The organism is Herbaspirillum sp. NPDC087042 (assembly GCF_044745245.1).
Taxonomy (GTDB): Bacteria; Pseudomonadota; Gammaproteobacteria; order Burkholderiales; family Burkholderiaceae_D; genus Herbaspirillum.
The window spans coordinates 109700-122600 of the sequence record NZ_JBIUZW010000003.1 but is presented as its reverse complement, the minus strand read 5'-3'; the positions used below and the strand labels follow the sequence as shown (position 1 = coordinate 122600).

7 protein-coding genes are annotated in these 12901 nt (G+C 65.5%); 5 read left to right on the top strand and 2 right to left on the bottom strand.

All coding sequences use genetic code 11. The features are described 5' to 3' along the window. Nucleotides 1–25 precede the first annotated feature (25 nt). A complete protein-coding gene (locus tag ACIPHN_RS06265; protein WP_400434276.1) occupies nt 26–1411 on the bottom strand; it encodes an ATP-binding protein in 1386 nt (461 codons plus the stop codon). Further along, nucleotides 1408–2145: a response regulator gene (locus ACIPHN_RS06260; protein WP_400434273.1), complete on the bottom strand. Its 738-nt coding sequence runs from the start codon at nt 2143–2145 to the stop codon at nt 1408–1410. Before ACIPHN_RS06260 ends, ACIPHN_RS06265 begins: the two co-directional genes overlap by 4 nt. A 226-nt stretch (nt 2146–2371) precedes the next feature. On the opposite strand from ACIPHN_RS06260, the gene ACIPHN_RS06255 reads away from it, so the two are divergent. The 5 genes from ACIPHN_RS06255 to ACIPHN_RS06235 all read left to right on the top strand — a co-directional run bounded on the left by ACIPHN_RS06255 (nt 2372) and on the right by ACIPHN_RS06235 (nt 12870). After that, entirely contained in the window at nt 2372–2902 is a 531-nt protein-coding gene (locus ACIPHN_RS06255) for a Spy/CpxP family protein refolding chaperone (RefSeq protein WP_400434270.1), read from the top strand. 382 nt (nt 2903–3284) lie between these two features. Further along, a complete protein-coding gene (locus ACIPHN_RS06250) occupies nt 3285–4904 on the top strand; it encodes an MdtA/MuxA family multidrug efflux RND transporter periplasmic adaptor subunit (protein ID WP_400434267.1) in 1620 nt (539 codons plus the stop codon). Nucleotides 4905–4916: 12 nt separating this feature from the next. Further along, nucleotides 4917–8075: an MdtB/MuxB family multidrug efflux RND transporter permease subunit gene (locus tag ACIPHN_RS06245; RefSeq protein WP_400434265.1), complete on the top strand. Its 3159-nt coding sequence runs from the start codon at nt 4917–4919 to the stop codon at nt 8073–8075. A 12-nt stretch (nt 8076–8087) separates the two neighbouring features. Beyond that, nucleotides 8088–11324 (top strand): efflux RND transporter permease subunit, encoded by a 3237-nt coding sequence (locus tag ACIPHN_RS06240; protein ID WP_400434262.1) that lies wholly within the window; start codon nt 8088–8090, stop codon nt 11322–11324. A gap of 22 nt (nt 11325–11346) precedes the next feature. Beyond that, entirely contained in the window at nt 11347–12870 is a 1524-nt protein-coding gene (locus ACIPHN_RS06235) for an efflux transporter outer membrane subunit (RefSeq protein ID WP_400434259.1), read from the top strand. Nucleotides 12871–12901 lie beyond the last annotated feature (31 nt).

The window sequence follows — 12901 nt, the reverse complement described above, 5'->3', positions numbered from 1 at the left end:
CGGCGGTTTTCTTTTGCCTGTGGCTTCAGCGTGTCCTGGCCGGCGATATCTGTGGCAGCTCCATCGCCACTTCCAGCCCGCCCTCGGCCAGGTTGCGCAGGCGCAGGTGGCCGTGGTGGTTCTCGACGATATTGCGGGCGATCGTCAGTCCCAGGCCGGTACCGCCGGTATCGCGCGAGCGTGAGATTTCGAGACGGTAGAAGGGTTCGAAGACCGATTCCAGCGCATCCTCGGGAATGCCCGGCCCCTGGTCGCGGATGCGGATGAGGATCTTCTGCTGTTCCAGCACGATGCTCACCCGTGCCAGCTGGCCGTACTTGCAGGCATTGTCGATCAGGTTGGTCAGGCAGCGCCGCAGCGCGCCCGGCTGGGCCATGACGAAGGCGCGCGTGCTGCCTTCCAGGGTGACGTCCTGGCCGGCGTCGGCAGCATCGGCGCAGACGCTGTCGAGCAGGGAGTCGATGTCCAAGGCCTGGATCTTCTCGGATGAATCCATGCTGCGAGCCAGGTCCAGGCCTTCGCGCACCATGCCATGCATCACGCCCAGGTCATCGATGAGCTTTTGCTGCAGTTCGGCGTCGGCCACTTTCTCCAGGCGCAGACGCATGCGCGTCAGCGGTGTCTGCAGGTCATGCGTGATGGCCGCCAGCATGTGGGTGCGATGCTGGATCTGGCGGCGGATGCGCCCCTGCATGGCATTGAAGGCGTGGGCCGCTTGGCGGATCTCGGTGGGGCCGGTCTCGGCCAGTGGCGCGTGGTCGATATCGCTGCCCAGGCGCGAGGCAGCCTGGGCCAGCTGGCGGATCGGGCGGGTCGCCATGCGCGCCACCAGCCAGGCCAGCAGGGCGATCAGGGCCAGGAACAAGATAATGTACTGCGGCCCGAACGGCCCACCTGGGCCACCGCGTCCGCGCAGCACCGGCGGTTCGCCCGGCTGGTGCAGGCGCAGGCGCATCAGGGCCTGGTCGTGCAGGCTGACATAGATGACGCGGCAGGTTTCATGGCGCGATCCGTGGCCATCGTCATGGCCTTCACGGCGCAAGGGCGGGCATTCGGTCTCGCGCTGCACCGCGACCTTGCGGTCTTCCCCCAGGCGCGCCTGCAGCATGTCGATCAGCGGACCGGTACTGGCATTGGAACCGACGGCATCATTCATGTCCTCCACCATGCGCGCCTCGAAGCCGAAATTGCTCGCTGCCTGCAAGACGATGGGGCGCTGTAGCGGGGGGATATCGTCGACCGCCTGCACGATCTGCTCGACCCGGTCGGCCAGATGCTGCAGGCGCAGCTCGCGCAGGCTGCTGCGCCGCTCGTTGCCGGCCAGCCAGGTGGTGGCGAGGATGGATACGGCAATCCCGGCCAGCAGCAGCACGAAGATGCGGTTGCCGATGGAACCCAGGAAATCCCTCATGTCGGGCGGCCCGTGGTCTCGGTGCTGACGGTGGTGGCCAGCACATAGCCTTCGCTGCGGACCGTCTTGATGATGGTGGGCGTGCGGGCATCGTCACCCAGCTTCTGGCGCAGGCGGCTGATCTGGATATCGACCGAGCGGTCGAAGGGATCGGACTCGCGGCCCTGGGTCAGCTCCAGCAACTGGTCGCGGTTGAGCACACGGTTGGGATGATCGAGGAAGACCTTGAGCAGGCGGAATTCGGCGCCCGAGAGCGCCACCACCACGCCGTCCTTGCTGACCAGGTGGCGCGCGGTCAGGTCCAGGGTCCAGCCGGCAAAGCGCATGGCGGCCACGTCCGGCTGCGCCATGTTGGGCGGCAGCGCCTGGGTGCGACGCAGGACGCTGCGGATGCGGGCAAACAGTTCGCGCGGTTCGAAGGGCTTGGCCAGGTAGTCGTCGGCGCCCATTTCCAGGCCCAGGATGCGGTCTAGCGGCTCGCCGCGCGCCGTCAGCATGATGACGGGGACGCTGGAGGTGGCGCGCAGGGTACGGCACAGGGTCAGGCCGTCTTCGCCGGGCAGGGTCAGGTCCAGCACGATCAGGTCGACCCGCGATTCTTCCAGGGCCCGCCGCATCTCCACGCCATTGGTGGCCGTCAGGGTGCGCAGGCCGTTGCTGTCCAGGTATTCGGCCAGCAGGGTGCGGATGTCGCGGTCATCATCGACCACGAGGATGTGAGTATTTGTATCCATGAGTCGCATTATGCCGAACTTGTCCGGCCCTGGCGGGTGGATTTGTATCGGGGCTTAACAAGCTGCGGGGAAGAAATAAAACGATACCCGGCAGGCCCCGGAATATACAAAACGATACAAATGACGCCACAGGGGAAAAACTGGCGATACACGCGGCCGGTTAAATGGGAACCGTGCAAGCACAGCACATCGCCGTGCAGACAGCACCAAACGAAAGGAGCATCACATGTTGAAATTCAAGACCCGCATCCTGGCTGGCATCGCCGCCGTGAGCCTGACCGCCGTGACCGTGGCCGCCATGGCCCAGATGCCGCCGGGTGGCCCGCAAGGCCACGCTCCCAGCCCCGAGCAGATCGCCAAGTTCGAGCAGATGCGTGCCAAGCACCAGGCCGAGCTGCACGACAAGCTCAAGATTACCGCCTCCCAGGAAGCCGGCTGGAAGCTCTTCCTTGACAAGACCCGTCCGGCCCCGATGGATCCGGCCGCCCGTCCCAGCAAGGATGAGTGGGCCAAGCTGTCCACCCCGGAGCGCCTGGACAAGAAGCTGGACATGATGCGCAAGCGCGAATCCTTCGCCGAGCAGCGCGTGGCAGCGACCAAGGAATTCTACGCGACCCTGTCGCCGGAGCAGCAGAAGACCTTCGACGCCGAGTTCGCCAAGATGGAGCGTCATCGCTGGGAGCACATGCGCCATGGCGACCACAAGGGCCCGCCGCATGGTGGCAAGCCGGCGCCTGACGCCGCCCCGGCCAAGTAATCCCTCAGGCAGCAGTCGTGCGCCGGTGACAGTGCCGGCGCCGATTCACCCCCAGACAGCCCTGCGTTGACCGCGCAAGGCTGTTTTTGTTGGCACCTCCCCAAAGAGCTGGGTACACTGCCTGCCAGCCTGGAAATAGATGTGACATTGTTGTAAGGCTGTAATGATTTTCAGAGAGAATAGTGGAGGGCGGCCGGTAGCAGGGGCGCCCTCCCGTATGCTTTCGCGTTTCCGCTTCAGGGCCTGTGCTTCGCATTCCAATAGCAACGCCAATGACAGCGCCAGCGGAAACGGACAAGACGGTTTTCCGGATACATCGTCTTATTGATCGGCAAGGCCGGCATCGGCCCGTCCACATGATTGGTTCCTTGGTTTTCCTGACATGACAAATACTCCAACTCCCGGGCAGCACACTCCCTCCAATCAGACTTCCCGGGGCAGCGTGCTGCGGCGCTGGTGGTTCTGGGTCCTCGTGGCGGCCCTGGCCGCCGGCGGCGGCTACAAGTACTGGTCCAAGAAGAAGGCCGAGCAGGTGCAGGCAGGCGCCATGGGTGGGCCCGGCGGTCCGGGCGGTCCCGGTGCGCGACGTCCTGGCGCGGGCGCCTTCGGTGCCCAGACCATGCCAGTGGGCGTGGCCCAGGCGCGGGTACAGAACGTGGACGTCTATCTCAACGGCCTGGGTGCCGTGACCCCGACCGCCACGGCCACGGTGCGCGTGCGCGTGGACGGGCAATTGCAGACGCTGCATTACAAGGAAGGCCAGGTCGTCAAGGCCGGTGACCTGCTGGCCGAGATCGATCCGCGTGCCCTGCAGGCCGCGCTGACCCAGGCCGAAGGCCAGCTGGCGCGTGACCGCGCCTTGCTTGCCTCGGCCCGGCTCGACCTGAAGCGTTACCAGACCCTGCTGGCCCAGGACTCGATCGCCAGCCAGCAGGTCGATACCCAGGCCGCGCTGGTCAAGCAGTACGAAGGCACGGTCAAGGCCGACGAAGGCTCGGTGGCCAGCGCCCGCCTGCAACTGTCGTTCACCCGCGTGACGGCGCCCATCGGCGGCCGCCTGGGCCTGCGCCAGGCCGACGTGGGCAACAACGTCACCACCAGCGATACCAATGGCCTGGTCATCATCACCCAGTTGCAGCCCATCACGGCCATCTTCAGCATCCCCGAAGACAATATCCCGGCCGTGCTGCGCCAGCTGCAGACCGGACGCAAGCTGCCGGCCCAGGCCTGGGACCGCGAACAGAAGAAGAAACTGGCCGATGGCGTGCTGCTGACCATCGACAACGTGGTCGATTCCACCACCGGTACCGTCAAGCTCAAGGCCCAGTTCCCCAACACGGACTACGCGCTCTTCCCCAGCCAGTTCGTCAACGTGCGCCTGCAGCTCAATACCGAAACGGGCGCGACCGTCATTCCGACGGCGGCCATCCAGCGCGGCGCCAAGGGCCTGTTCGTGTATGTGGTCAAGCAGGACAACACCGTCACCGTGCGCAACATCAAGACTGGTCCGGTACAGGATGACCTGACCGTTATCACCGACGGCGTGGCCGCGGGCGAAACCGTGGTCATCGATGGCCTGGACCGCCTGCGCGAAGGCGCCAAGGTCGAAGCCGTCACCCGTGGTGGTGCCGATGATCCGGCCAACAAGCTCACCACCGAGAACCCGGACGCGCGCCGCCATGGCAAGCGCGGTCAGGGGCAAGGGCAGGGCGGCGCACCAGGTGCAGCGGGTGCAGCGGGTGCAGCGGGCGCCCCGGCCGGTCAGGGTGGCCAGGCTGGCCTGAGCGACGAAGAGCGCCAGAAGCGCTGGGCCGAGATCAACAAGCGCATCGACGCCGGCGAATTCGGCGAAGAGATCAAGAAGCTGCCCGAAGACCAGCGCCGCCAGAAGATGATGGAGCTGCGTCGCCAGCGCGAGGCCGCCGGCAATGGTGGCACCGGCAGCAATGGCAGCAATGGCAGCAACGGTAGCAGCAACAACAACGGCAACGGCGCAAAATAAACAAGGTCACGCATGAATCCCTCGCGCCAGTTCATCCTGCGGCCGGTCGCCACTTCCTTGCTGATGCTGGCGATCCTGCTGGTGGGCATCGTGGCTTACCGCCTGCTGCCGCTGTCGGCCCTGCCTGAAGTCGACTATCCGACCATCCAGGTGGTCACCCTCTACCCCGGCGCCAGTCCGGACGTGATGACTTCCTCGGTGACCGCGCCGCTGGAACGCCAGTTCGGCCAGATGCCGGGCCTGAAGCAGATGTCTTCCACCAGCTCCGGCGGGGCCTCGGTGATCACGCTGCAATTCAACCTGGACCTGAACCTCGATATCGCCGAGCAGGAAGTGCAGGCCGCCATCAATGCCGGCAGCAACCTGCTGCCCTCGGACCTGCCGATGCCGCCGGTCTACAGCAAGGTCAACCCGGCCGACACCCCCATCATCACGCTGGCGGTGACCTCCAGCACCATGCCCCTGCCCAAGGTGCAGGACCTGATCGACACGCGCCTGGCGCAAAAGATTTCCCAGCTCTCCGGCGTGGGCCTGGTGAGCCTGTCGGGCGGCCAGCGTCCGGCCGTGCGCATGCAGTTGAATCCGCGCGCCGTGGCCGCGCTGGGCCTGAACCTGGATGATGTGCGCACCGCCATCGGCAACGCCAACGTCAACCAGGCCAAGGGCAGCTTCGACGGCCCCACCCGCGCCTCCACCATCGACGCCAACGACCAGCTGCGCTCGGCCGACGAGTACCGCAACCTGATCATCGCCTACAAGAATGGCGCGCCGATCCGCGTCTCCGACGTGGCCGACGTCATCGACGGCGCCGAGAATGTGCGCCTGGGGGCCTGGGCCAACGCTCAGCCGGCCGTGATCGTGAACATCCAGCGCCAGCCCGGCGCCAACGTGATCGCCGTGGTCGACAGCATCAAGAAGATCCTGCCGCAGCTGCAGGCCAGCCTGCCAGGCTCCATCGACGTCCACATCCTGACCGACCGTACCACCACCATCCGCGCCTCGGTGTCGGACGTGAAGTTCGAGCTGCTGCTCTCGGTGGGGCTGGTGGTGATGGTGATCTTCGTGTTCCTGCGCAATGTGCCGGCCACCATCATCCCCAGCGTGGCGGTGCCGCTGTCGCTGGTGGGGACCTTCGCGATCATGTACCTGGCCGGTTTCTCGATCAACAACCTGACGCTGATGGCCCTGACGATTGCCACCGGCTTCGTGGTGGACGATGCCATCGTCATGATCGAGAACATCTCGCGCTACATCGAAGAGGGCATGAAGCCCATGCAGGCCGCCCTGAAGGGTGCCGAGCAGATTGGCTTCACCATCATCTCGCTGACCTTTTCGCTCATTGCCGTGCTGATCCCGCTGCTCTTCATGGGCGATGTGGTGGGGCGCCTGTTCCATGAATTCGCGGTGACGCTGGCGGTCTCCATCCTGATCTCGGCGGTGGTCTCGCTCACGCTCACGCCCATGATGTGCGCGCGCCTGCTGCGTCATCAGCCGGAAGAAGAGCAGGGCTGGTTCTATCACAAGAGCCAGGTGTTCTTCGACAGCATCATCGCCCGCTATGGCGTCATGCTGGAGTGGGTGCTGGAACACCAGAAGTCGACCCTGCTGGTGGCCGTGGCCACGCTGGGCCTGACGGTGTTGCTGTATGTGTTCGTACCCAAGGGCTTCTTCCCGCTGCAGGATACCGGCGTGATCCAGGGCATCTCGGAAGCCACGCAATCGGTCTCCTTCGGCGCCATGGGCGAGAAGCAGCAACAGCTGGCCAAGGTGGTACTGGCCGATCCGGCCGTCGAGAGCCTGTCGTCCTTCATCGGTGTGGATGGCACCAATGCCACCCTCAACAGCGGCCGCATGCTCATCAACCTGAAGCCGCACGAAGAGCGTGACGTCTCGGCCGCCGATGTCATCCGCCGCCTGCAACCTACGCTGGCCCAGCAGGTGCCGGGTGTGACCCTGTACATGCAGCCGGTGCAGGACCTGACCATCGAGGATAGCGTCTCGCGCACGCAATACCAGTTCACCCTGGAAGATGCCGATCCCAACATGCTCAGCACCTGGGTGCCCAAGCTGATCGCGCGCCTGCAGCAACAGCCGGAGCTGGCCGATGTGGCCACCAACCTGCAGGACCAGGGTTTGCAGGCCTACATCCAGATCGACCGCGATGCCGCCTCGCGCCTGGGCATCACCACGGCCGCCATCGACAATGCGCTCTACAACGCCTTCGGCCAGCGCCTCATTTCGACCATCTATACGCAATCGAACCAGTATCGCGTGGTGATGGAAGTCAAGCCTGAATTCCAGCACGGCCCCATGGCGCTGGACAGCATCTACCTGGTGACCTCGGCCAGCGGCAAGGTGCCGCTGTCCTCGATTGCCACCGTCACCGAGCGCACCGCGCCGCTGGTGGTGAACCACATCGGCCAGTTCCCGGCGGCCACCGTGTCCTTCAACCTGGCCAAGGGCGCGTCCCTGGGCGAGGCGGTCAAGGCCATCAAGGCTGCCGAGGACGAGATCGGCATGCCGTCCTCCACCGTCACCAACTTCCAGGGTGCGGCGCTGGCCTTCCAGGCCTCGCTGTCCAATACCCTGTGGCTGATCCTGGCGGCCATCGTGACCATGTACATCGTGCTGGGCGTGCTCTATGAGAGCTACATCCACCCCATCACCATCCTCTCGACGCTGCCTTCGGCCGGTGTGGGTGCGCTGCTGTCGCTGATGATCTCGGGGACCGACCTGGGCATCATCGGCATCATCGGCATCATCCTGCTGATCGGTATCGTCAAGAAGAACGCCATCATGATGATCGACTTCGCCCTGGAAGCCGAGCGCCACGAGGGCAAGAGCCCGCGCGAGGCGATCTACCAGGCTTGCCTGCTGCGCTTCCGGCCCATCCTGATGACCACCATGGCGGCCCTGCTGGGAGCGCTGCCACTGATGCTGGGTACCGGCGTGGGGTCCGAACTGCGCCAGCCGCTGGGCATCACCATGGTCGGTGGCCTGCTGGTGTCGCAGGTGCTCACGCTCTTCACCACGCCGGTGATCTATCTCGGCTTCGACAGCCTGGGCCGTCGCCTGCGCCAGCGCTTTGGCCAGCGCGAGTCCGGCCATGGCGGCGAGGATGATGATGACCACGGTGAAGGCAAGCCGGCCACGCTGCCGCCGGCGGTCTGAGCGGATGCCCCGATGAATATCTCGCTTCCCTTCATCAAGCGGCCGATCGCCACCACGCTGCTGACCATCGGCATCGCCCTGGCCGGGATGGTGGCTTTCCGCCTGCTGCCGGTGTCGCCGCTGCCGCAGGTGGATTACCCGACCATCTCGATTGCGGCCTCGCTGCCCGGTGCCAGCCCGGAAACCATGGCCGCCACCGTGGCTACACCGCTGGAACGGGCCATGGGGTCGATCGCGGGCGTCACCGAGATGACCTCGACCAGCTCGCAGAACTCCACCCGCATCACGCTGCAGTTCGACCTCAACCGTGACATCGATGGCGCCGCCCGCGATGTGCAGGCGGCCCTGAATGCCGCGCGCAACCTGCTGCCGACCGGCATGCCGAGCAATCCGACCTATCGCAAGGTCAACCCGGCCGACGCGCCCATCCTGATCCTGGCCATGACGTCCGACACCATGACCCAGGGCCAGATGTACGACGCCGCCGACAGCATCGTGGCGCAGAAACTGTCACAGGTGCGCGGCGTGGGGCAGGTCAGCGTGGGCGGCAGTTCGCAGCCGGCCGTGCGCATTGAGCTCAACCCGACGGCCCTGAACAAGTACGGCATCGGCAGCGCCGACGTGCGTACCGCGGTGGCGGCCACCAATGCCAACCGTCCCAAGGGCATACTGGAAGACGATGACCGCAACTGGCAGATCTACGCCAATGACCAGGCCAAGACCGCCGCCGAATATGCGCCGCTGATCGTCTCCTACCGCAATGGCACGCCGGTGCGCGTGCGCGATGTGGCCGAGGTGCGCGACTCGGTGGCCGACGTGCGCAATGCCGGCTCCTCCAATGGCAAGCCCTCGGTGCTGGTCATCATCAACCGCCAGCCCGGCGCGAACATCATCGACACGGTCGACAACGTGCGCGCCCTGCTGCCACAGTTGCAGGCGTCCATTCCGGCGGCCATCGACATGAAGGTGGTGCTGGACCGCACCCCGACCATCCGCGCCTCCCTGAAGGAAACCGAGTTCACCCTGATGCTCTCGGTGGCGCTGGTGATCATGGTGGTGTTCCTGTTCCTGCGCAATGCGCGCGCCACGCTGATCCCGGCGGTGGCTGTGCCGGTCTCGCTGATCGGTACCTTCGGCATCATGTACCTGGCCGGTTTCAGCCTGGACAACCTGTCGCTGATGGCGCTGACCATTGCCACCGGCTTCGTGGTGGACGATGCCATCGTGGTGCTGGAAAACATCTCGCGCCACATCGAGTCCGGCATGAAGCCTTACCAGGCGGCGCTGCTGGGCGCGCGCGAGGTGGGGTTCACGGTGCTGTCGATGAGCATTTCGCTCATCGCCGTCTTCATTCCCATCCTGATGATGGAAGGCATCGTCGGGCGGCTCTTCCGCGAGTTCGCCATTACGCTGTCGGTGGCCATCCTAGTGTCGCTGGTGGTATCGCTGACCACCACACCGATGATGTGCGCGCAGCTGTTGCGCCACGATCCGGCCGCCGAGGAAGAACGCCGCAAGCGCCGCCATCCCTGGCTGCAGAAGCTGGCCGACCAGGGCGCCATGATCTTCCAGGACATGCTGCTGGCCTACGAGCGCTCGCTGGCCTGGGCCCTGCGCGCAGCGCCGCTGATGATGCTGATCCTGGTGGCCACCGTGGCCCTGAACGTCTATCTCTACAAGGCCATCCCCAAGGGCTTCTTCCCGCAGCAGGATACCGGCCGCCTGGTCGGCGGCATCCGTGGCGACCAGGCGATTTCCTTCCAGGCCATGCGCACCAAGCTCAACGAGTTCATCGATATCGTCAAGGCCGACCCCGACGTCTCGGACGTGGTGGCCTTCACGGGCGGGCAGCGGCGCAATGGCGGCTTCATGTATGTGACCCTGAAACCCCTGACGGTGCGCAAGGACAGCGCCGACAAGGTGGTGGCGCGCCTGCGCATCAAGACTGCCAAGGTGGCTGGCGCCCGCGTGTTCCTGGTGCCGGTGCAGGATATCCGCATCGGTGCGCGCCAGAGCGATTCGCAGTACGAGTACTCGCTCAAGTCCGATGACGTGGCGCTGCTGCGGGTGTGGGAGCCCAAGATCCGCCTGGCCTTCTCCAACCTCAAGGAGCTGGAAGACATCAGCACCGACCAGCAGGACAACGGCTTGCAGACCACCCTGACCATCGACCGCGATACCGCCATGCGCGCCGGGGTGACGCCGCAGCTGATCGATTCGACCCTCTCCGACCTGTTCGGCCAGCGTCAGATCTCCACCATCTACAGTGGCATGAACCAGTACCACGTGGTGATGGAAGCCGCGCCGCAGTACTGGCAAAGCCCCGAGATCCTGCACGATACCTACGTCAGCCTGGCCGGTTCATCGAACCTGTCGCCGACCACCTCGACACTGTCGACGCCACCGGCGCTGTCGGCCGCGGGCAAGCTCAACGCCAATACCGGGCTGGCCCAGACCATCTCGACGGCGGCCTCGCGGCAGATCCCGCTGGCCACCTTCGCCCGCTTCGAGCCGACCACGACCTCGCTGTCGGTGGGCCATGAGGGGCAGTTCGTGGCCTCTACGCTGTCCTTCAACCTGGCCGAAGGCGTGTCGCTGTCGCAGGCCACCGCCGCCATCGATCGCACCATGGCGCAGCTGGGCGTGCCCACCAATGTACTGGGGACCTTCGCTGGCACCGCCAATGCCTTCCAGTCCTCCACTTCCAGCCAGCCCATCCTGATCCTGACGGCGCTGCTGGCGGTCTATATCGTGCTGGGCATCCTTTATGAAAGCCTGATCCATCCCATCACCATCATTTCCACGCTGCCCTCGGCGGGCGTGGGCGCCTTGCTGGCGCTGATGGTGACCGGGACCGACTTCAGCCTCATCGCCCTGATCGGCGTGATCCTGCTCATCGGTATCGTCAAGAAGAACGCCATCATGATGGTGGACTTCGCCATCGACGCCGAACGCAACCACGGCCTGTCGCCGCGCGATGCCATCTTCGAGGCCTGCAAGCTGCGCTTCCGTCCCATCATGATGACCACCATGGCGGCGCTGCTGGGCGCGATCCCGCTGGCCATCGGCCATGGCGACGGCGCCGAGCTGCGCCAGCCGCTGGGCATTTCCATCGTCGGCGGACTGGTGGTGAGCCAGTTGCTCACGCTCTACACCACGCCCGTGGTCTACCTGTACATGGAACGACTGAGCGCCTGGGGCCATCGTCGTTTCGGTCGCAAGAACAAGACAGCAACATCGGCGGCCTGAGGCTGCCGCCATGGAGAATCGCATGACGCAACAAGACCTGTTCAAATTGAAGCCCCTGCTGGCCGTGTTGTTGGCCGGCTTCGCGCTGACGGCCTGCTCGGTCGGACCCGACTACGTGCGACCGCAACTGGACCCGGCCCCGGCCGTCTTCAAGGAAGGCCAGGACTGGCACCCGGCCCAGCCGCGTGATTTGGTGACCGATGGCAAGTGGTGGGAGATGTTCGGCGATGCGCAACTGAATGCGCTGGTGGCGCAGGTCGATATCTCGAACCAGAACCTGGCCCTGGCCGAAGCCAATTTCCGCAGTGCCGTGGCGCTGGTGCAGAGCTCGCGCTCGGCCTATTCGCCCACGCTGGCGGCGTCGGCCTCGGCCTCCCGCAGCGGTGGCAACTCCAGCAGCAGTTCCTCTTCTTCGTCGTCGTCATCGTCGAGCTCCGGCAGCGTGCGCAACAGCTACAACTTCGCACTGACGGCCTCCTGGGAAGCCGATATCTGGGGCAAGGTGCGACGCGATGTCGAGGCCAGCCAGGCCAGCGCCCAGGCCAGTGCCGGCGACCTGGCGGCAGCACGCTTGTCGGCCCAGGCCCAGCTGGCACAGAACTATCTGCAATTGCGCGTGCTGGACGCCCAGCAGCAGGTGCTGCAGGACACGGTGGAGGCCTACCAGCGCTCCTACCAGCTGACCCAGAACCAGTATGCCGCCGGCATGGTGGCCAAGTCCGACGTGATCCAGGCGCAGACCCAGCTGAAGTCGGCCCAGGCGTCAGCGCTGGACAACGGCGTCACCCGTGCCCAGGTGGAACACGCTATCGCGCTGCTGGTGGGCAAGACACCCTCAAACTTCTCCCTGCCCAAGGCCCCGCTGACGGCCGTGGCGCCGCCGGTGCCGCAAGGCGTGCCATCGATGCTGCTGGAGCGCCGCCCCGACGTGGCCGCTGCCGAGCGCCGCGTGGCTGCGGCCAATGCCAAGATCGGCGTGGCCAAGGCGGCCTACTTCCCCAGCCTGACGCTGTCGGCCTCGGGGGGCTACCAGAGTTCCAGCTTCGCCGACTGGTTCACGCTGCCGGGCCGAGTGTGGTCGCTGGGGCCGCAACTGGCCCAGACCATCTTCGATGGTGGCGCGCGCAGCGCCGCCACCGACCAGGCCATTGCCAGCTACGACGGCACGGTGGCCACCTACAAGCAGACGGTGCTGACGGCCTTCCAGGATGTCGAGGACAACCTGGCCGCATTGCGCATCCTGGAGCAGGAGGCGGCGGTGCAGAACGAGGCCTTGCAGGCGGCACGCCAGGCGGTCACGCTGGTGACCAACCAGTACAAGGCCGGCACGGTCAGCTATGTCAGCGTGATCACGGCGCAGGCCACGGCGCTGTCGGCCGAGCTGACCTCGCTCAATATCATCAACCGCCGCATGGCCGCCAGCGTGCTGCTGGCCAAGGCGCTGGGCGGTGGCTGGGATGCGCATGACCTGGATGATCTGGGCCCGCTGCAACGGCAGCAGGCCGAGAAGGCCAAAGCCTTGAAGGACAACGCCGCCCTGCGCTGAATTGCAGGGTGGGTGTGTCGCGGTGGTGGGG